This window comes from Salmonella sp. SJTUF15581, assembly GCF_043356775.1.
Lineage (GTDB): Bacteria > Pseudomonadota > Gammaproteobacteria > Enterobacterales > Enterobacteriaceae > Salmonella > Salmonella enterica.
Map to the genome: position 1 here is coordinate 79,007 of NZ_JBEUJY010000007.1, position 21,552 is coordinate 100,558.

The window sequence follows — 21,552 nt, forward strand, 5'->3', positions numbered from 1 at the left end:
AACACACTCATCTAACACTTTACTTTTCAAGGAGTATTTCCTATGAACCAGCTAGACGGCATCAAACAATTCACTACCGTCGTCGCCGACAGCGGCGACATCGAGTCCATCCGCCACTACCAGCCGCAGGATGCCACGACAAATCCCTCTTTACTGCTGAAAGCCGCCGGACTTGAGCAGTATGGTCATTTGATTGAGGATGCGATTGCCTGGGGGAAAAAACACGGCGGTACGCAGGAACAGCAGGTTGCGGCAGCCAGCGATAAACTGGCGGTCAATTTTGGCGCGGAAATACTGAAAAGTATTCCCGGTCGCGTCTCCACTGAAGTCGACGCGCGGTTATCATTCGATAAAGAAAAAAGTATCGAGAAAGCGCGCCATCTGGTGGATCTCTACCAGCAGCAGGGTATTGATAAATCGCGCATTCTGATCAAGCTCGCCGCAACCTGGGAAGGTATCCGCGCCGCCGGGCAGCTCGAAAAAGAGGGCATTAATTGCAACCTGACGTTGTTGTTCTCTTTTGCCCAGGCGCGTGCCTGCGCCGAAGCGGGCGTCTATTTGATCTCTCCGTTCGTGGGCCGAATTTACGACTGGTATCAGGCGCGTAGTCCGCTGGAGCCGTATGTCGTGGAGGAAGATCCCGGCGTGAAATCGGTACGCAATATCTACGATTACTTTAAACAGCATCGCTATGAAACCATCGTGATGGGCGCAAGTTTCCGCCGTACTGAGCAAATCCTCGCGCTAACCGGCTGCGATCGACTGACTATCTCCCCCAACCTGCTTAAAGAGCTGAAAGAAAAAGAAGAACCGGTAATCCGTAAACTGGTGCCTTCCTCGCAGATGTTCCACCGTCCTACGCCAATGACGGAAGCGGAGTTCCGCTGGGAACATAATCAGGACGCGATGGCCGTAGAGAAGCTGTCGGAAGGTATCCGTCTTTTTGCCGTTGACCAGCGCAAACTGGAAGACCTGCTTGCCGCCAAACTATAAACCTTGCATGGAGTGATTTATGTCCCGTAAAGACCTTGCCAATGCGATTCGTGCACTGAGCATGGATGCCGTTCAAAAAGCCAATTCCGGGCACCCCGGCGCGCCGATGGGGATGGCGGATATCGCTGAAGTGCTATGGAACGATTTTCTTAAACATAACCCCACCGATCCGACCTGGTATGACCGTGATCGTTTTATCCTTTCCAACGGTCACGCCTCCATGCTGCTCTATAGTCTGCTGCATTTAACCGGCTATGACCTGCCGCTGGAGGAGCTAAAAAACTTCCGTCAACTGCACTCTAAAACGCCTGGTCACCCGGAGATTGGCTATACGCCCGGCGTTGAAACCACCACCGGGCCGCTGGGCCAGGGGCTGGCGAATGCCGTCGGGCTGGCGATTGCCGAGCGTACGTTAGGCGCACAGTTCAACCGACCGGACCATGAGATTGTCGACCACTACACCTATGTCTTTATGGGCGACGGCTGTCTGATGGAGGGGATCTCGCATGAGGTGTGTTCGCTGGCTGGTACGCTGGGACTGGGCAAACTGATCGGCTTTTACGATCACAACGGCATCTCCATTGATGGCGAAACCGAAGGCTGGTTTACCGACGATACCGCCAAACGTTTTGAAGCCTACCACTGGCATGTCGTGCATGACATTGACGGGCACGATCCGGAAGCGGTGAAAAAAGCCATTCTCGAAGCCCAGAGCGTAAAAGATAAACCTTCGCTAATTATCTGTCGGACGGTGATAGGTTTTGGCTCGCCGAATAAAGCCGGGAAGGAGGAGTCGCACGGCGCGGCGCTGGGCGAAGAAGAGGTGGCGCTGACTCGCCAGCAGCTGGGATGGCATCATCCGGCGTTTGAGATCCCAAAAGAGATTTACCGCGCGTGGGATGGCCGTGAAAAAGGCGAGAAAGCGCAGCAGCAGTGGCAGGAAAAGTTTGCTGCTTATGAGAAGGCTTATCCTGAGCTGGCCGCGGAGTTTACCCGCCGGATGAGCGGCGGATTGCCGGAGGCATGGGAATCCGCCACGCAAAAATTTATTAACGACTTGCAGGCTAATCCGGCCAAAATCGCCACCCGTAAAGCATCGCAAAATACGCTCAATGCCTACGGTCCCCTGTTGCCGGAACTGTTGGGCGGATCGGCAGATCTGGCGCCGAGCAACCTGACTATCTGGAAAGGTTCGACCTCGTTGAAAGAGGATCCGGCAGGTAATTATATCCACTATGGCGTGCGCGAATTCGGCATGACCGCCATTGCCAACGGCATCGCCCACCACGGCGGCTTTGTACCGTATACCGCCACGTTTCTGATGTTTGTCGAATATGCGCGTAACGCGGCGCGTATGGCGGCCTTAATGAAAGCCCGGCAGATTATGGTCTATACCCACGACTCCATCGGTTTGGGCGAAGATGGCCCGACGCACCAGGCCGTGGAACAACTGGCGAGCCTGCGCTTAACGCCAAACTTCAGCACCTGGCGTCCCTGCGATCAGGTTGAGGCGGCGGTCGGCTGGAAGCTGGCCATTGAACGTCAGCACGGGCCGACGGCGTTGATTCTCTCGCGGCAGAATCTGGCGCAGGTGGAACGCACGCCGGAACAGGTGAAAGCGATTGCCCGCGGCGGTTATATTCTGAAAGATAGCGGCGGCAAGCCGGATATCATTCTGATCGCTACCGGATCGGAAATGGAAATTACCCTCCAGGCGGCGGAAAAATTGACTGGCGAGGGGCATAACGTTCGCGTGGTGTCGTTGCCTTCAACGGATATTTTCGATGCGCAGGACGAGGCATATCGCGAATCAGTGCTACCGGCGCACGTGACCGCCCGCGTCGCGGTGGAAGCCGGTATAGCCGACTACTGGTATAAATATGTTGGCCTAAAAGGCGCAATTATCGGCATGACGGGATACGGTGAATCCGCCCCGGCTGACAAACTGTTCCCGTATTTTGGCTTTACCGTGGAAAATATTGTAGAAAAAGCCCGCCGGGTGCTAAACATCAAAGGCTAAGGCGAGCGTTAGCAACACAGACTTTGCGCAGTCTGCAGACCTGTTCTGTAGGCTGTGCAAAATTACTTCGTAGACTCAGGCGCATCTGACTGCCCGATGACGACCTCATCAATGGATTTATGGCACATCAGGCAAAAGGCCTTTTTTTTATGCGCCTGTAATGTTGAATCCCACGCCGCTGATCCGCCTTCTTTATTCACTTTTTCTCTTATCGCCGCCAGCCGATCTATTTCATAATAAGCGCTCAGGCAGCCACAATGGGGGCATAATACGGGGCCATTATTTATTTTCATACTATTTCCTGCTGTGGTGAGGCTATCGGGTAAAGTAACAATCCTACCGTAACGTAGCAATCTCTATACCATAAATGAAACCTCAATAGGTGTATCCCTATTCTGAAAAGGGGATAAAAACCAGGATTCAACGCGTGATCCACAGCGTAGGCCAGGCATCCGGCCCGTGCCAGTTATCGCAGCTCGGTTCTTCGGCATAACGTACCAGACGAAAACGATCGCCATCATAGCGCCAGCGTGTCTGGATACCACAGTCGGTTAACCCCCGCCCTTTCGCCAACGTCACCAGCTCGCGCGTTTTCTCGTCAAAGAAGGCGTTCATCAACTCCATGTCATTACTTTCGACGCCGCGATTAAACGGCAGCCGCAAACGTACGGCGCGCGAGGCGAGCGTTTTTTTGCGTGAAACTACCCAGGCGAGATCAATAGTGTTATAGGCGCCGGCTTCGCAGTTAACAATCAATAACGCTTTATCATCCGTCAACGCGCTGACCTGCGTCTCGCGACGCAGCGGATCAAGCGAACAGCGAATGCCGTTTACCCGCCATGCGGCGTAGTCCAGCAGATCGTCGCGTTCTTCCTCACTCAGCGGTACGGGCGTTGGATTAATCACGGCGATCCCCTTTAATGCCGGTGCCGGGGGCACGCTGAGCGGCGGTTCGTTTCCTTTTTCAATCCAGGCGGTTTCGCTGCCCACACGTTTTTGTTGCGCGTCGATAAACAGTAATGCCGCTTTTAATCCCGCCAGCGAAAGCGTCTGAACGCCGTTTTTTAAGGTGATAGCCTGCGCATCCTGAATCGTCTGTAAAAATGCGGTGATGGTGGCAGGATCGCCGGTCATGAGATGCCAGGGCGACACGCGCCAGTGTGGACTGTTGAACGAAAGCGGTTTGCCATCCAGCAATAAGCGAGGCGCAATTGCGGCTTCTTTAGCGTCGGGCGGCGCCAAACCGCCGCGGTCGATACGCAGTACCGCATCGGTACGCGCCCCGGCGCTACGGCTTAATGTCATCACCAGCCCATGATGTTCGCCAGTATTGCGCGCTACGCAAAAATTTTGGTTATTGCAGGTGACCTGCCAGTCGGAAAAAGTCCGTTGCGCTGGCGCAGCCCACAGTAGCTGGACCGGCAACAGGCCAAACAGACAAAAAAGAATAACGCGGTAGCGCATGAACGGAACAACCCCAGATTCAGAACAACACAGCTAAGGCGGTATCTTCCTTGCGCGCCTCAGGGTTCTCAATCAGATTTATCGGATTGGTCTTTTTTGTGTAAAGAAATATATTTCTTTTTTTTCAGTCCATTAGATGAGACGTCTGTAAATAGTTAAGCAATAACACGGTCTTACCGTCCCGAATCTCGCCTGAGCGCACCATTTCCAGCGCCCGGGAAAACGGCAGTTCAAGCACCTCAATCTCTTCATCCTCCACGCCGCCGCCGATGCTGGCGCGCTCGCTATCATGATATTCGGCAATGAAGAAATGAATCAGCTCCGTGACGCCGCCTGGCGACATATAAAGCTCAAATATCTTGCGTACCTCGCCAACGTCATACCCTGTCTCTTCAATGGCCTCTTTACGGATACAGACCTCCGGCTCGTCGTTATCAAGCAGGCCAGCGCAGGTTTCAATTAACATACCGTCTTGATTACCGTTGACCCATGTCGCCACGCGAAACTGGCGAACCAGAACCACGGTTTTTTTAGTTGAGTTGTAAAGCAGAATGGTTGCGCCATTCCCGCGATCGTAAACCTCACGCTTGTGACGGATAACCTCGCCATTACGACGGGTCAGGTCATAGGTAATGTTGCGCAGAGTAAAATAATTATCAGAAAGAATTTTATCCTTAATAAGCGTAATGGTTTGCGACATGCTGGCTCCAGGGTGTAAAAAGAGCATTAATATTACGCCGTGAGGTCGGTTTTGTCTGCTGAAGGGTTAATCCTTAATGCCGACTGAACGGATGTACAGCCATATTTTTCTGTCACTGCCATGACCATATTCTGCTTCTCCGGGCCGCAGAGTCCATGCTCGCGATATGATTTGACGGCCGGAGTGAGACTGAGGGAATCATCATGAAATTTACTCTCGTTGCGACGGTTCTACTGACGTTTTCCCTTTCAGCTTTTGCCGTTGAGTATCCGGTATTGACCATCGCGAGCCCTGATCAGGTGGGGTTTGATAGCCAAAAACTTCACCGACTTGATGGCTGGATTCAAAATCAAATTGATGCCGGATATCCCAGCATCAATCTTCTGGTGATAAAAGATAATCATATTGTTCTACAAAAAGCCTGGGGCTATGCCAAAAAATATGACGGTTCCACGCTGTTAGCCCATCCCATTCGGGCGACCACTAACACGATGTATGACCTGGCTTCAAACACAAAAATGTATGCCACTAACTTTGCATTGCAAAAACTGGTATATGAAGGAAAAATAGATGTCAATGATTTGGTATCAAAATACATCCCCGGCTTTAAGGATATGCCTGGGGATAAAATAAAAGGCAAAGATAAACTCCGCATTATTGATATTCTTCATCACGTCGCGGGCTTTCCTGCCGACCCACAATATCCTAATAAAAACGTCGCCGGTAAATTATTTTCACAGAGTAAAAGCACTACTCTGGAGATGATTAAAAAGACACCGCTGGAATATCAACCTGGGTCGAAGCATATCTACAGCGACGTGGATTATATGATTCTTGGTTTTATCATTGAATCGATAACGGCAATGCCATTAGATCGCTACGTCGAAACCACCATTTATAAACCGCTCGGATTAAAACATACCGTCTTTAACCCGCTGATGAAAGGCTTCACGCCGCCGCAAATCGCCGCAACGGAACTACATGGCAACACGCGTGACGGCGTGATTCATTTCCCCAATATTCGCACCAATACACTATGGGGCCAGGTGCATGACGAAAAAGCCTGGTACTCAATGGGCGGCGTTTCAGGACACGCCGGACTGTTTTCTGATACCCATGATATGGCTGTGTTAATGCAAGTCATGCTCAATGGGGGCGGCTACGGTAACGTGAAGCTATTCGACGACAAAACGGTTGCGCAGTTTACTCGCCGCTCGCCAGAAGACGCTACCTTTGGTCTGGGGTGGCGCGTTAACGGCAACGCCTCAATGACCCCCACGTTCGGGGTATTAGCCAGTCCGCAAACGTATGGACATACCGGATGGACCGGCACGCTGACGTCTATCGATCCGGTTAATCATATGGCGATTGTGATTTTAGGTAACAGGCCGCACTCGCCGGTAGCAAATCCTAAAGTGAATCCAAATGTTTTTGTCAGTGGATTATTACCTGCGGCGACGTATGGCTGGATTGTTGACCAGATATATGGTTCCTTAAAATAAAAATTAAGAGCCTATCCTACCAGGCGTTATTGGCGCAGCCAGTTTGGACACGGACAGCGCGCAAAAACCGGAGCGTACACGTAGTACGTGAGGTTTGACTCGCTACGCTCGCCCTTCGGGCCGCCGCAAGCGGCGTTCAAAACGCTAACGCGTTTTGGCGAGCACTGCCCAGGACCAAAATGGCAAGTAAAATAGCCCTAATGGGATAGGCTCTAAGAAGGGATTCTGATAGCGTCCCTTCCTTCAATTTACACTCTATTTTCAATACTAAGATTGGCCTCATCAGGCCTGTTAAACGTCGACCCGACGGAAAAATGTTTATCGCAGGGCGTCCAGCCCTGCGAGCGTCAACATTTCTGCAAACGGAGTAAGGTTAGCCAATAAGTTTAAGATTTTTTATCACTCAATCATTTAACCGTTCCAGGCCTTAACCGGCCTACAAATACGCTTATTTAGCTAACCAGTCGAGTATCCCCTGCGCAGCATGTCGGCCTTCTGCCATCGCCGTCACCACCAAATCGGCGCCGCGCACCGCATCGCCGCCAGCGAAAATTTTCGGGTTGGACGTCTGGTAACGAAACTCGCTCTCGACGCTGGCGGCAATACGTCCCCAGTTATCCACCTTCACGCCATGCAATTCCAGCCACGACATACCATGCGGATGAAAACCAAACGCCATAATGACCGCATCTGCTGGCATCACGAACTCGCTGTCCGGTACAGGTACCGGGCGGCGTCGCCCCTGACCATCCGGTTCGCCAAGCCGCGTACGCAAAAAGCGAATACCGCTGGCGCGCCCGTGCGTATCCAGCACCAACTCAACCGGCTGAACGTTAAATTCAAAGTTCGCGCCCTCTTCCCGCGCGTTTTTCACCTCTTTTTTCGACCCCGGCATATTAGCCTCATCGCGGCGATAAGCGCAGGTGACGTTAGCAGCGCCATGACGCAGCGCCGTACGTACGCAGTCCATTGCGGTGTCACCGCCGCCCAGCACAACCACGTTAAGGCCCGCAGTATCAATAAACGGCTCGTCAGGCAACGCCGGAAGCCCCATCACCTGTTTGGTATTGGCGATGAGGAATGGTAACGCATCATATACCCCCGGCGCGTCTTCATTCGGTAAATCAGCCTTCATGGAACGATAGGTTCCTACCCCGACAAAGACGGCGTCATAACTCTCCAGCAGCGTCTCCAGAGAAATATCTTTCCCTACTTCGCAGTTAAGCTCGAAACGAATCCCCATCGCGCTGAAGATCTCCCGACGGCGCGCCAGCAGAGATTTATCCAGTTTGAAAGCCGGAATACCAAAGGTGAGCAAACCGCCGATTTCCGGATGGCGATCGTAGACGGTGGCGCTTACGCCATGGCGCGCCAGCACGTCAGCGCAGGCAAGACCTGCCGGCCCCGCGCCGATAATCGCCACGCGCTTATCGCTCTTCTGTACGTCCGACAGGTCGGGACGCCAGCCTTTGCTCAGAGCGCGATCGGAGATATAGCGCTCAATGTTGCCGATGGTAACCGCGCCATACTCATCGCGGAGTGTACACGCGCCTTCGCATAGCCGGTCCTGCGGACAGACGCGCCCGGTAATTTCCGGCAGGCAGTTGGTCTGGTGGGAAAGCTCTACCGCCGCATCAATATCGCCAGCTTTCACCAGTTCGATCCACTGGGGAATATGGTTATGCAGCGGACAGGTCCATTCGCAGATACTGTGTTCCCCGCATGTGAGGCAGCGGGCCGCTTCACGCTCGGCCTGCGCGGCGCGAAACGGTAGATAAATTTCCTCAAAGGTGGTTTTACGCGCTTCAATCGCCAGTTTATCCGGTTCGCCGCGCGGCGGCGTCGCCTGCATACGCTCGACTTTGCTGCTTGCTGTCCCACTGTGTTGTGTATCCACGGTATGCCAGGGGCGAATCTCCTGCCGGGCGGTACGCAGCCGTCGCGTTTTAGCCAGACGGGTCAACGAGTCTTCGGTGACCAGTTGCAGCGCATCCGCCGGGCAATTTTCCACGCAGGCCGGACCCTGTTCACGTCCCTGACACAGATCGCATTTATGCGCGCTGGCTTTGAACTGGTTTGGCGCGACGGGCGTCAATACCATCTGCATGGTGCCGAATGGGCAGGCGACGACGCAGGATTTACAGCCGATGCACTTCTGCGCATTGACCTGCACGCTGTCGTTAATATGCGCGATCGCGCCGTTCGGACAGCTACGGGCGCAGGGCGCATCTTCGCAATGGTGACATGTGACCGCGCTGCGCTGGTGCTGATGTTTAATGACAGTAATTCGGGGCTGATAGCGCTGTGACGTCAGGACATGTCGCTCATCATTGTGAGCCATTACGCAGGCGACCTCGCAGGCATGGCAGCCCAGACACTGCTGGCTATTGGCCATAATAAAACGATTCATGGCATCCTTCTGTTTTGGTTGTAAAAACCTTATTCTTTATATGAGCATTGTTATTAACTGACGAAGGCGGGGTCGGCAATGTTCATCTGCCCAGGAAGCACAACTATCTGTCCAGAACCTGTGGCAGATCAATTTATTTCAAAGCAAATGCAATTGCGATTCAGCTAAATGCGGGGAGTGCCAGCGTGACGGTTAAACGCCCGGTCTCAGCCAGTCTGGCTAAGGCTTTTTTCTATATTGTGCTGTTGTCTATTCTGTCCACCGGCAGCGCATTACTGACGCTGACCAGCAGTTTACGGGATGCCGAAGCGATCAATATCGCCGGTTCGCTACGAATGCAGAGCTATCGGCTGGGTTACGATCTGCAAAGCCGTAGCCCGCAGATTAATGCGCATCGTCAACTTTTCCAGCACGCGCTCAACTCGCCGGTACTGCAAAATCTCAACGCCTGGTATGTGCCGCAGGCGGTGAAAACTCGCTACGCGCGCCTGCACGCCAACTGGCTGGAGATGAATAGCCGCCTACAGGACGGCGACATTGCCTGGTATCAGACCAATATCAACAATTATGTCGATCAAATTGATCTCTTCGTTCTGGCGTTACAGCATTACGCCGAGCGTAAAGTCATGCTGGTCGTCGCCATATCGCTGGCGGGCGGTATCGGCATATTTACTCTGGTCTTTTTTACCCTACGGCGTATTCGCCAGCAGGTCGTTCGCCCGCTGAATCAACTGGTCACCGCCAGTCAGCGTATTGAACATGGTCAGTTCGCCCCGCTGCCGCTGGATACCAGCTTACCCAATGAGCTGGGATTGTTGGCGAAAACGTTTAGCCAGATGTCGAGCGAGCTGCATAAACTTTACCGTTCGCTGGAAGCCTCGGTGGAAGAAAAAACGCACGATCTGCACGAAGCGCACCGCCGCCTGGAGGTGTTATACCAGTGCTCTCAGGCGCTGAATACCAGCCAAATCGACGTCCACTGTTTTCGCCATATTTTGCAAATTGTCCGTGAACATGACGCCGCCTGGTATCTGGAGTTAACCGTGGGCGATAACTGGCGGATTAGCGAAGGCACGCAAAGCCCCGACCTGCCGATGCAAATGCTGCCAGTGACGATGCAGGACACGGTCTATGGCGAACTCCACTGGCAAAGCCCCAACGTTAATGCCTCTACGCCGCTGCTGAACAGCGTCTCCACGATGCTGGGGCGTGGTTTGTACTTTAATCAGGCGCAAAAACACTTCCAGCAACTTTTGTTAATGGAAGAGCGCGCGACGATTGCCCGTGAGCTACACGATTCGCTGGCGCAGGTACTTTCTTATTTACGTATTCAGTTAACGCTTTTGAAGCGCGCTATTCCTGAGGATAACGCCGGCGCGCAAAGCATCATGGCGGATTTTTCCAGAGCGCTGAACGACGCCTACCGTCAGCTTCGCGAGCTACTCACCACGTTCCGTCTGACGTTACAGCAGGCCGATTTACCCTCCGCATTGCATGAGATGCTGGAAGATTTACAGAGTCAGACCCCGGCCAAACTCACGTTGGATTGCCGTTTACCCACGCTGGCTCTGGATGCGCAAATGCAGGTGCATTTGTTGCAAATTGTGCGCGAAGCGGTCCTGAACGCCATTAAACACGCCAACGCGAGCGAAATCGCCGTGAGCTGCGTCACCGCGCCTGACGGCGATCATACCGTTTATATTCGCGATAATGGCATTGGTATCGGCGAACCGCATGAGCCTGCCGGACACTATGGTCTGAATATAATGCGTGAGCGCGCGGAGCGCCTTGGCGGCACGCTGAATTTTTCGCAACCCTCCGGCGGCGGCACACTGGTCAGTATCAGTTTTCGCTCCTCCAACAAGGAAGAGAGTCAGTTAACGTAAAGAACGGCAAATCGCCGGAAGGCCAGATGTCAGGCTTTCCGGCGTTGGCACAAAAAGTATGCTGTAAAAGCGCATGATAATTTACATTATCTCCTTTATTTCTCCACGTTTGGCTCGTAGCTTGCCGCTACAGTGAAGCAGTTCAAATCTATAACGATATGTAGAAACACGAGGTTTCCCTTTAATGGCGAATTTTTTTATCGATCGCCCCATTTTTGCCTGGGTGCTGGCTATCCTGTTGTGTCTGACAGGGGCGTTAGCCATTTTCTCTTTACCTGTTGAACAATATCCCGATCTGGCGCCGCCCAACGTACGTATTACCGCGAATTATCCGGGAGCGTCGGCGCAAACGCTGGAAAATACCGTAACCCAGGTTATTGAGCAGAATATGACGGGCCTCGATAATCTGATGTACATGTCATCACAAAGCAGCGGAACCGGACAGGCGACCATCACGCTGAGCTTTATTGCGGGAACCGATCCTGATGAGGCGGTTCAGCAGGTGCAAAACCAGTTACAGTCCGCGATGCGTAAACTGCCGCAGGCGGTACAGGATCAAGGCGTCACGGTACGCAAAACGGGCGATACCAATATTTTGACCATCGCTTTCGTCTCTACCGACGGTTCTATGGACAAGCAGGATATCGCCGACTACGTCGCCAGTAATATTCAGGACCCGCTCAGCCGCGTCAACGGCGTCGGCGATATTGACGCTTATGGTTCACAGTACTCTATGCGTATCTGGCTCGATCCGGCCAAATTGAATAGTTTTCAGATGACCACGAAAGACGTGACCGATGCAATTGAGTCGCAGAATGCGCAAATCGCCGTCGGGCAGCTTGGCGGTACGCCTTCGGTCGACAAACAGGCGCTGAACGCCACCATTAATGCGCAGTCACTGCTGCAAACGCCGCAACAATTTCGCGATATCACCCTGCGCGTTAATCAGGACGGTTCCGAGGTCAAACTGGGCGATGTCGCCACCGTGGAGCTGGGGGCGGAAAAGTATGACTACCTCAGCCGTTTTAACGGCAATCCGGCTTCCGGTCTTGGCGTTAAGCTGGCCTCCGGCGCAAACGAAATGGCGACCGCGAAGCTGGTGCTGGATCGCCTCAACGAGCTGGCGCAGTACTTCCCTCAAGGGCTGGAATACAAGATCGCGTATGAAACCACCTCCTTTGTCAAAGCCTCGATTATCGATGTGGTCAAAACGTTGCTGGAGGCTATCGCGCTGGTTTTCCTGGTGATGTACCTGTTCCTGCAAAACTTTCGCGCCACGCTGATTCCGACGATCGCCGTGCCGGTAGTATTAATGGGCACCTTCTCCGTGCTTTACGCGTTCGGCTACAGTATTAACACATTAACCATGTTCGCGATGGTGCTGGCGATCGGGCTCCTGGTCGACGATGCCATCGTGGTGGTGGAAAACGTCGAACGTATCATGAGCGAAGAAGGGCTCACGCCGCGTGAAGCGACGCGCAAATCCATGGGACAAATCCAGGGGGCGCTGGTCGGTATCGCGATGGTGCTGTCTGCGGTATTCGTGCCGATGGCGTTCTTTGGCGGTACCACCGGGGCGATTTATCGTCAGTTTTCTATTACCATTGTCTCGGCAATGGTGCTGTCGGTGCTGGTCGCCATGATCCTGACGCCGGCGCTGTGCGCAACGTTATTAAAACCGCTGCACAAAGGCGAGCAGCACGGGCAGAGCGGATTTTTCGGCTGGTTTAACCGTACCTTCAATCGTAATGCCGAACGTTATGAGAAAGGCGTAGCGAAAATTTTGCATCGCAGCCTGCGCTGGATTCTGATTTATGTTCTGTTGCTTGGCGGAATGGTGTTCCTGTTTTTGCGCCTCCCCACCTCCTTTCTGCCGCAGGAAGATCGGGGCATGTTCACTACGTCTATCCAGCTACCGAGCGGCTCTACGCAACAGCAGACCCTGAAAGTCGTTGAAAAGGTTGAAAACTATTATTTCACCCATGAGAAAGACAACATTATGTCGGTCTTCTCGACGGTCGGTTCCGGCCCTGGCGGGAACGGGCAAAACGTCGCGCGCATGTTTGTTCGCTTGAAAGACTGGGACGCGCGCGATCCCACCACCGGCTCCTCGTTCGCCATTATTGAGCGGGCGACAAAAGCGTTTAACCAGATTAAAGAAGCTCGCGTCTTCGCCAGCAGCCCGCCGGCAATTAGCGGTCTGGGCAGCTCCGCCGGTTTTGATATGGAATTACAGGATCACGCCGGAGCAGGCCATGACGCGCTGATGGCCGCACGAGATCAACTCATTGAGCTGGCCGGGAAAAACAGTTCCTTGACCCGCGTGCGCCACAACGGCCTGGACGACAGCCCGCAACTGCAAATTGATATTGACCAACGGAAAGCGCAGGCGCTGGGCGTATCGATTGATGATATCAACGACACCCTGCAAACAGCCTGGGGATCGAGCTACGTCAACGACTTTATGGACCGTGGTCGCGTGAAGAAGGTCTATGTTCAGGCCGCAGCGAAATATCGTATGTTGCCGGATGATATTAATCTTTGGTATGTCCGTAACAAAGATGGCGGCATGGTCCCCTTCTCCGCCTTCGCCACCTCGCGCTGGGAAACCGGCTCGCCGCGTCTGGAACGCTATAACGGCTATTCGGCGGTAGAAATTGTCGGAGAGGCCGCGCCGGGAGTCAGTACCGGGACGGCGATGGATGTCATGGAGTCGTTGGTGCATCAGCTACCGGGCGGTTTTGGCCTGGAATGGACAGCCATGTCTTACCAGGAACGGCTCTCCGGCGCGCAGGGGCCCGCGCTGTACGCTATTTCGCTATTAGTCGTCTTCCTGTGTCTGGCGGCATTGTATGAAAGCTGGTCGGTGCCCTTCTCGGTGATGCTGGTTGTGCCGCTCGGCGTCATTGGCGCGCTACTCGCTACCTGGATGCGCGGGCTGGAAAACGATGTTTACTTCAAGGTGGGGCTGTTGACCGTTATCGGCCTCTCGGCGAAAAACGCGATTCTGATTGTGGAATTCGCCAACGAAATGAATCAGAAGGGACACGCGCTGTTAGACGCCACGCTGTACGCCAGCCGCCAGCGCCTGCGACCGATACTGATGACTTCGCTGGCGTTTATCTTTGGCGTATTGCCGATGGCCACCAGCACCGGGGCAGGCTCGGGTAGCCAACATGCTGTCGGAACCGGCGTGATGGGGGGAATGATCTCAGCAACCATTCTGGCTATCTTCTTTGTACCCCTGTTTTTCGTGCTGATACGTCGCCGCTTCCCGCTGAAGCCGCGCCCGGAATAAGCTCCCGGCCAGCCTGATACGAGGTGTCGGGCACAAAAAAGGCGACTTTCGTTGAGTCGCCTTTTCTTATCCCCTATGGGAGCGCGGTGCCTTCCAGGCATTTATTTACGAAGCATGACTTCGATAAAATCTTTCCAGTTCCCCAGTTCACGTTCAATCATAATAGCCTCTCTTATTATTATGGGTATTCTACGTAGTTAGCGGTATAGAGAGAAGTTCATTTAACCGATTGTTGCGATATCCTCTGGTTACGCTGTCTATGATATTACTATGGCGCTGTAGCCGTAAATTTTATGTGACTTACTGCAATATTTAGCAACATTAATACCTTTTCTACTACTTTATCAAATCGGGTTAAAAAACAATCAATTGCATGTGCGCAAAATAGGATTTTCCTCGCGAATTATAAACAAGCCACATCTGGAACGTTTTGGAATCATTATTCACATTCACTCAACAATGTTATATTGATTGCCGATCAGCGCTGGATAAATAACCATTAACAGCCACACTTATTATCCCGCAGACGATACTATTGATTATTTATTCGAATTTCGCGTTAAAGGATTCAATATGATTACCCTCTATGGCATTAAGAATTGCGACACGATCAAAAAAGCGCGCCGTTGGCTGGAGGAGCATGGCATTGATTATCGTTTTCACGATTACCGTGTGGATGGCATAGACCTCCCTCTTCTTAATACCTTTATTGCCGAACTCGGCTGGCAGCCTTTACTGAATACGCGCGGCACAACATGGCGCAAACTGGATGAAGGCGACCGCAGCGGGATTACCGATGCCGACTCCGCCGCTGCTCTCATGGTTGAACAGCCGGCAATCATCAAACGCCCATTGCTCTGCGCGCCCGGGAGGCCTATGCTGCTTGGTTTCAGTGAATCCCGTTATCAGCAGTTTTTTGATGAGGTGTAGTCTATGTCGTGCCCGGTTATTGAGCTGACACAGCAACTTATTCGTCGCCCCTCCCTGAGTCCGGATGACGCAGGCTGTCAGGCATTAATGATTGAACGCCTGCGTAAAATCGGTTTTACCATTGAGCATATGGATTTTGGCGACACGCAAAATTTTTGGGCATGGCGTGGGCGTGGCGAAACGCTGGCGTTCGCCGGGCATACTGACGTCGTACCGGCTGGCGATGTCGATCGCTGGATCAATCCGCCGTTTGAGCCTACGATTCGCGACGGAATGTTGTTCGGTCGCGGCGCTGCGGATATGAAAGGTTCACTGGCGGCCATGGTAGTGGCTGCTGAACGTTTTGTTGCGCAGCATCCTCATCACCGGGGCCGCCTCGCGTTTTTGATTACCTCTGATGAGGAAGCCAGCGCAAAAAATGGCACCGTAAAGGTGGTTGAAGCGCTGATGGCCCGTAACGAGCGGCTGGATTACTGTCTGGTCGGCGAACCTTCCAGTACTGAAATTGTGGGCGATGTCGTCAAAAACGGGCGTCGCGGTTCCCTCACCTGTAACCTCACTATTCATGGCGTTCAGGGGCACGTCGCCTATCCGCATCTGGCGGATAACCCTGTTCATCGCGCTGCGCCTTTTCTTAATGAACTGGTCGCTATCGAGTGGGATCGGGGCAATGACTTTTTCCCGGCCACCAGTATGCAGGTAGCCAATATCCAGGCAGGCACCGGCAGCAATAATGTCATTCCCGGCGAACTGTTCGTGCAGTTTAACTTCCGTTTCAGCACGGAACTGACCGATGAGATGATCAAAGAGCGGGTACATGCGCTGCTTGAGAAGCATCAGCTACGCTATACCGTAGACTGGTGGCTTTCCGGCCAGCCGTTCCTGACCGCACGCGGCAAGCTGGTGGACGCGGTGGTAAACGCCATTGAGCACTATAATGAAATTAAACCGCAATTACTGACGACGGGCGGTACGTCCGACGGACGTTTTATCGCCCGTATGGGAGCGCAGGTGGTAGAACTGGGGCCGGTGAACGCCACCATTCATAAAATTAATGAATGTGTGAATGCCGCCGATCTCCAGCTACTGGCCCGTATGTATCAACGCATTATGGAACAGCTCGTCGCCTGATGAGCGTTCCGGTAAGAGGAAATAAGCATGGACTGGCTGGCAAAATATTGGTGGATTCTGGTATTGGTGTTTCTGGTAGGCGTACTGCTGAATGTGATCAAAGATCTCAAACGCATCGACCATAAGAAATTCCTTGCCAATAAACCTGAGCTGCCCCCGCATCGCGATTTTAACGATAAGTGGGACGATGAAGAAGACTGGCCGAAGAAAGATCAGCCGAAAAAGTAACCGGATATCATGCCGGACAGGTATCGCTATCCGGCATGGTCCCCACCGCCGGGCATTACGTCGCGCAAACGCTGCGTTCGTCCGGCATCCAGCGCAATCAGCGCCTGCGCCGCCTGCGCACGCTGCAACGCCAGCAGAGCTTTACGGCCTGAAATGCGTAGCCGGGCGCACAGTTCGGCATCGCTGGCTTTTTCCTCCAGCCGCCCTCTCAGCGCCGGTAATGGCAATGCGCTGTATTGCAGTAAACGATGCAGGCAACCTAACGATGTCAGTAGCGGACGGTGCGCGAACGCAAAACCGACCAGCTCACGCCAGTCTTCATCATTAAGCGCCTGTTCATCTAACGCCGCCAGCGGTATCGCCTCGCCGTTCCACTGCGTCAGGATATCCGCATCGCGGCGCAAACGTCGGTGTTCCTGCTGCGCCAGCCGTTTTCCCGCGTCGCTCAGCGGCAATAACGCCATCGCCGTATAGCAACCGCTGCTCGCCTCCCGATGGTTGCCCATCCGTACCAGTACAAAGCCGCAGCGTTGCCAGAAACGCCACAGCTCCGGCGTATAGCCGAAGCTGACGGAAAGATAATCACACTGCGCCGCCTGCTCGCACGCGCAGGCAATCAACTGCTGACCGATGCCTTCACGCTGGCGAGCGGGGTGCACCGCGATACGGCTTACGCGACGCCCAACCAGCGTCGCGGCTAAAGGGTCGCTACCGTGCGCCGCCAGCGACTGCGCCACCAGATTTCCACGTGGACGCCGGAAACCGCCCCATACAGCGTGACTGAGTTCTGCGGATAACCCACCCTCTTCGACCAGCCAGATGGCGCCCGCCACACGGTTATTCGCCGTGGCCTGCAAGAAATGCTGTCCTGGCGCATCCATCATTCGGCGCAGATCCAGCGGCGAAGTACGATAGTGCGCCCCCGACAGTAACTGATACACAGCCCTCGGCAACACGGGCGTCTTCCCCCAGGCCTGTTGGTAAAACGCCGAGATTGCTATCGCGCCATGTGGCGCCTGCGCAAACGCTTCATCGTCGAATATCAGCGCCTCGCTGACGATATTTTCCAGCGGGCATTCTGGCGCCCAGCGGACAGGCTGACGAAGCGTGAAGCGGTGAAGCTGCGGAAAACGGGCGCAAAACTTAAGTAAAAAACCGCGTCCGGTGCCTTCGTAGCCCTGAACGGTGGTGGTGAGTAGTATGCGGGGAAAGCGCGAAACCAGTTGCAGCAGCAGCGGCGCGGGGATTGCCGCCGCCTCGTCAACCACCAGCCAGTCGGCTCTTGCCCCGCTCGCCAGCAACGCATCCGGCGCCATAAAGCAGAACCGCTCACCGGCAAACGCTGCCAGGATATCCGTTGCCGTTTTCGCCGGTGCGGTCACGATAGCCGTGCCCGCCATCCGGGAGATGAATTGCCCGGCCAGCGCCGATTTGCCGCGTCCACGGGGGGCAATCACCGTCGCCACGCCGGGCGGCATTTCACGTAAACGCGATAAGATAGCCGCCTGCTCCGGCTGTGGCTCGCCGGTGGCGGGTCGCCAGCGTTCACGGGAAGGATAAGATGGCAAGCAAAACGGCTGGCGCTGTCGCCAAAGCAGCGTTTGCGGATCGCGGGAAAGAGTCCGTTTAAGATGCTGTGCAAACTGCGGTGTGGGGATAGGCTGCGCGCAGTCGCTCCAGCGCAGTGAATCGGTATCAGGCCTGCTTTCCCACGTCTCGTACGGCGGCATCAGCAGAAGCAGCCAGCTTCCGGCCTGCAAGGTCCCGCTCAGGGCGGCAAACGCTGCCGCGTCAAAGCCCTGCCAGGCATCAAATATCGCATGACGGAATTCACGGCCCAGCAGCGTTTGTAACGCCTGTGGCGTACAGCACGGCTGGGCGGGCGCGTCAGGCGCGACCCACAGCCAGTCACCGGGCAATGCAGCGCGTATCGCCTCGGCCCGCTCCCGGCACCACGCCGCATCGCCGCTGATGACCAGTAAACGGCGAATGCCTTCCTGTGTCATTTGCGACGTTAACGCCTGTAGCGCATCGATATCAGACATCCCTGCCCCGGTTTATCAAAAGTTTTTGCCAAACGTATTACATTGCGCCGGGTCACCGCTGTCAAATCCACGCTTAAACCAGCTGTAGCGCTGTTCTGAGGTGCCGTGGGTAAAACTATCCGGCACGACGCGCCCCTGCCCCTGTTGCTGTAAGCGATCGTCGCCGATAGCCTGTGCGGCATTGAGCGCCTCTTCCAGATCGCCCGCCTCCAGTACGCCTTGCTGCTGCATACTGTGTCCCCACACGCCGGCAAAGCAATCCGCCTGTAGCTCCATGCGCACCGAAAGGCGATTCACCTCTGTTTGCGATGCGTTTTGCTGTAACTGGCGTACTTTCGGCTCAATACCTAACAGTTTTTGTACGTGGTGGCCGACTTCGTGGGCGATGACATAACCCTGAGCAAAATCACCGTCCGCGCCCAGCTTATTTTTCATATCATCGTAAAATGAGAGATCGATATAGACGGTGCCGTCCGCCGGGCAGTAAAACGGCCCCATCACGGACTGACCCGCACCACAGCCGGTACGCGTCATACCACGGTACATCACCAGTTTTGGCTGCTGATAGCCGCGGCCCATTTTTTGAAAGAGTTGCCCCCAGGTATCTTCGGTCGTCGCCAGGATCACCGAGGTAAATTTTGCCGCTTCATCATCATTGGGGCTTATCGAACGCGTCGACTGCTGCTGCGAAACCGGCTGACCGGTCAACAGACCGGTTAAATCCACCCCATAGTACCCTGCGACCAACACCACCACCAACAGAATGATGCCGCCTTTTCCGCGCGGAAGACGAAAGCCTGGGCCACCCAGCGAGGGGCCGCCTGGCCGATTACGTCTGTCCTCTACATTGTTACTTTCACGACGCCCTTGCCAGCGCATAATCACCTCATTCTCTCTTTGTTATACAGATGATCGTAGGCGGTCAGGCGCAGGATTACCACAGGTAAACGCTATCAGAATGAGGAAAGGATGATACCGGAGAGCGGTTGCCCTCCGGTCAGAAGCGGAATTAATCTAATTTCACGCCCAGGCGATGCGCGACGGCTTCATAGGCTTCAATCAGACCGCCCAGACTCTGGCGGAAGCGGTCTTTGTCCATTTTGTCCAGCGTCTCTTTATCCCACAGGCGGCTGCCGTCCGGCGAAAACTCATCGCCCAGCACCACTTCGCCTTTATACAGGCCAAACTCCAGTTTGAAATCCACCAGGATAAGACCCGCGTCATCAAACAGTTTTTTCAGTACGTCGTTGGCTTTGTAGGTTAGCTCTTTCATACGCGCCAGATTTTCCTGACTTACCCAACCGAACGTTTCACAGTAGGAACTATTCACCATCGGGTCGTGCAGCGCGTCGTTTTTCAGGAACAGATCGAATATCGGCGGGTTAAGCTCCATGCCTTCTTCCACGCCCAGACGCTTGACCAGCGACCCTGCCGCACGGTTGCGCACCACACATTCAACCGGCACCATCTCCAGCTTCTTCACCAGACACTCGGTATCAGACAGCAAACGTTCCATCTGGGTCGGGATGCCCGCCTCGGCCAGTTTGGTCATAATGAAATGGTTGAATTTGTTATTTACCATGCCTTTGCGATCAAACTGTTCAATGCGCGCGCCATCCCCTGCTGACGTATCATTGCGGAATTCGAGCACCAACAGGTCCGGGTTTTCCGTGCTGTATACGGTTTTCGCTTTACCACGATACAACTCAGCTTGCTTTTGCATCTTTAACACTCCTGGGTGTGAATTAACGATAAGTATTCATTTCCTGCTACGCCTGCCGGAGACGTCGGCCTGTAATTGTGGTGCGAAATAGCGGTTAAATCGCGTTTTTGTACCGACGCACACGTTTGCGTATCTTATCAGAAAAAAGGGCCGGATTACTCCAGCCCTGTTAAATTACTTGTTGAACGCTGCCTGGAAGACGGCAACCAGCGCGTCGTTCTGGCTTTGCGTCAGAGTATGCCCCTTAGGATCGATAAACTGCAAGCTGCTGCGGTTATCTAAATCGCCGACCTGCAATTTATAGTCTCCGGATGCCAGGCCCGGGTCGCTAGCGCCCAGATCCCGCCAGTCGCTGTCAGACAACGGTTTGTACGTTACCGCCATGCTGCCCTGAGAGCGAGTGCTGTCGGTGACTTTCATGCCCACTTTTTCCAGCGCGGCCGGGAGGCGCTGCCACACGAGGTTGAACGGACCGCGAACGACCAGCATAGGTAAACCGGTATCATCAGCGGCGCTCTGCACATCCATCGTTGCGGCGGAACGGTTCTGCGCGGCATTTGCTGCATCCGTAGCGGTCTTATCCAGACCGGCGGAAATGACGTTCATCATTTCAGTGCTATAGCGCTGCAGCGACGCCGCGTCAGCGACCGGCTTGCCAGCCTGTTCCAGATTAACCAGTTTTACCGTTACCGCCTGCTGATAGCCCTGCGGCTTCACCGAGATTTGATAACGTCCACGATACTGTTCGTCTTCATCCAGGCGGTTCCAGCTCACCCAATCGGTCGTCAGGGTCTGGCTGGCATCGTCACGTTTTTCAATCGGATAATTTTTCGCCTGAATCACGCTGACGACTTGCGGCCACAGCGTGCTGCTCCGGCCATTCTCCACCAATAGCGTAGCGGTATCGCCAGAGAACTGGGTACGCGCGCCGCTCACTAACGCTAACGGCTGCGCTGGCGGACGGATATCCAACGCCTTACCAACCGCGCCGCTCCCCTTCGTGACCGGAATAACGTAGTCGCCGGTCGTTATCGGCAGGATCATTCCTGCCGGGGCGTGAAGTTCAGCAAGCGGCGCGGCATCCAAATAGGATTCATCGCCGCTTACCTGGCGCTTGTAGCGCGAATCGGAACTACAGGCAGCGAGCAGCAAAACAAGCGAAACACCCGCAACCTTCGCCAGGCGCGACTTTTGTACTGAGTAAGCCATCAAATCTCCCTAA

The 21,552-nt window shown here is 54.2% G+C and carries 17 protein-coding genes; 8 read left to right on the forward strand and 9 right to left on the reverse strand.

Features of this window, described 5'->3' with window-relative positions; all coding sequences use genetic code 11:
* The first annotated feature begins 42 nt into the window (after positions 1-42).
* Together tal and tkt are read left to right on the forward strand one after the other, a co-directional pair.
* A complete protein-coding gene (gene tal / locus ABVN36_RS14015; protein ID WP_001072443.1) occupies positions 43-993 on the forward strand; it encodes a transaldolase in 951 nt (316 codons plus the stop codon).
* 19 nt (positions 994-1,012) lie between these two features.
* Positions 1,013-3,013, forward strand: a complete 2,001-nt coding sequence (gene tkt / locus ABVN36_RS14020) for a transketolase (protein WP_023138801.1) — start codon at positions 1,013-1,015, stop codon at positions 3,011-3,013.
* Between the two features lie 62 nt (positions 3,014-3,075).
* Here the strand turns inward: tkt and ABVN36_RS14025 are convergent, their stop codons facing one another.
* From ABVN36_RS14025 to nudK, 3 genes are all read right to left on the reverse strand, one after another.
* A complete protein-coding gene (locus ABVN36_RS14025; protein ID WP_000700635.1) occupies positions 3,076-3,306 on the reverse strand; it encodes a hypothetical protein in 231 nt (76 codons plus the stop codon).
* Positions 3,307-3,433: 127 nt separating this feature from the next.
* Positions 3,434-4,477 carry a DUF1176 domain-containing protein gene (locus ABVN36_RS14030; RefSeq protein WP_001270668.1) on the reverse strand — a complete coding sequence of 348 codons (1,044 nt, stop codon included), beginning with the start codon at positions 4,475-4,477 and terminating at the stop codon, positions 3,434-3,436.
* 124 nt (positions 4,478-4,601) lie between these two features.
* The gene (gene nudK, locus ABVN36_RS14035) at positions 4,602-5,177 is read right to left on the reverse strand and encodes a GDP-mannose pyrophosphatase NudK (protein WP_000084037.1); all 576 of its coding nucleotides are present in this window, start codon (positions 5,175-5,177) and stop codon (positions 4,602-4,604) included.
* A gap of 203 nt (positions 5,178-5,380) precedes the next feature.
* On the opposite strand from nudK, the gene pbp4b reads away from it, so the two are divergent.
* Positions 5,381-6,679: a penicillin binding protein PBP4B gene (gene pbp4b / locus ABVN36_RS14040; RefSeq protein ID WP_000673285.1), complete on the forward strand. Its 1,299-nt coding sequence runs from the start codon at positions 5,381-5,383 to the stop codon at positions 6,677-6,679.
* Positions 6,680-7,127: 448 nt separating this feature from the next.
* Here the strand turns inward: pbp4b and aegA are convergent, their stop codons facing one another.
* Positions 7,128-9,089, reverse strand: a complete 1,962-nt coding sequence (gene aegA / locus ABVN36_RS14045) for a formate-dependent uric acid utilization protein AegA (protein ID WP_023138800.1) — start codon at positions 9,087-9,089, stop codon at positions 7,128-7,130.
* 185 nt (positions 9,090-9,274) lie between these two features.
* On the opposite strand from aegA, the gene narQ reads away from it, so the two are divergent.
* Together narQ and acrD are read left to right on the forward strand one after the other, a co-directional pair.
* Entirely contained in the window at positions 9,275-10,975 is a 1,701-nt protein-coding gene (gene narQ / locus ABVN36_RS14050; RefSeq protein WP_000216814.1) for a nitrate/nitrite two-component system sensor histidine kinase NarQ, read from the forward strand.
* Positions 10,976-11,159: 184 nt separating this feature from the next.
* On the forward strand, positions 11,160-14,273 hold the full coding sequence (gene acrD / locus ABVN36_RS14055; RefSeq protein WP_023138799.1) for a multidrug efflux RND transporter permease AcrD: 3,114 nt from the start codon (positions 11,160-11,162) through the stop codon (positions 14,271-14,273).
* A gap of 101 nt (positions 14,274-14,374) precedes the next feature.
* Here the strand turns inward: acrD and ypfM are convergent, their stop codons facing one another.
* Positions 14,375-14,434 carry a protein YpfM gene (gene ypfM, locus ABVN36_RS14060; protein ID WP_001386977.1) on the reverse strand — a complete coding sequence of 20 codons (60 nt, stop codon included), beginning with the start codon at positions 14,432-14,434 and terminating at the stop codon, positions 14,375-14,377.
* Positions 14,435-14,846: 412 nt separating this feature from the next.
* On the opposite strand from ypfM, the gene ABVN36_RS14065 reads away from it, so the two are divergent.
* From ABVN36_RS14065 to ABVN36_RS14075, 3 genes are read left to right on the forward strand one after another with little or no spacing between them, the layout of a single operon-like run.
* A complete protein-coding gene (locus tag ABVN36_RS14065; RefSeq protein ID WP_023138798.1) occupies positions 14,847-15,203 on the forward strand; it encodes an ArsC family reductase in 357 nt (118 codons plus the stop codon).
* Between the two features lie 3 nt (positions 15,204-15,206).
* Positions 15,207-16,334, forward strand: coding sequence for a succinyl-diaminopimelate desuccinylase (gene dapE / locus ABVN36_RS14070; RefSeq protein ID WP_001277825.1), 1,128 nt, complete (start codon positions 15,207-15,209; stop codon positions 16,332-16,334).
* A 27-nt stretch (positions 16,335-16,361) separates the two neighbouring features.
* Positions 16,362-16,562: a YpfN family protein gene (locus ABVN36_RS14075; protein WP_000383842.1), complete on the forward strand. Its 201-nt coding sequence runs from the start codon at positions 16,362-16,364 to the stop codon at positions 16,560-16,562.
* A gap of 26 nt (positions 16,563-16,588) precedes the next feature.
* Here ABVN36_RS14075 and tmcA read toward each other — a convergent pair whose 3' ends face one another.
* The 4 genes from tmcA to bamC form a co-directional block, all read right to left on the reverse strand.
* Positions 16,589-18,607: a tRNA cytosine(34) acetyltransferase TmcA gene (gene tmcA, locus ABVN36_RS14080; RefSeq protein ID WP_023138797.1), complete on the reverse strand. Its 2,019-nt coding sequence runs from the start codon at positions 18,605-18,607 to the stop codon at positions 16,589-16,591.
* A 15-nt stretch (positions 18,608-18,622) separates the two neighbouring features.
* Complete coding sequence (locus ABVN36_RS14085; protein WP_001267523.1) at positions 18,623-19,486, reverse strand: neutral zinc metallopeptidase; 864 nt, start codon at positions 19,484-19,486, stop codon at positions 18,623-18,625.
* A gap of 130 nt (positions 19,487-19,616) precedes the next feature.
* Entirely contained in the window at positions 19,617-20,330 is a 714-nt protein-coding gene (purC, locus tag ABVN36_RS14090; RefSeq protein WP_001171630.1) for a phosphoribosylaminoimidazolesuccinocarboxamide synthase, read from the reverse strand.
* Between the two features lie 174 nt (positions 20,331-20,504).
* Positions 20,505-21,539, reverse strand: coding sequence for an outer membrane protein assembly factor BamC (gene bamC, locus ABVN36_RS14095; protein WP_000331880.1), 1,035 nt, complete (start codon positions 21,537-21,539; stop codon positions 20,505-20,507).
* Positions 21,540-21,552: the final 13 nt, after the last annotated feature.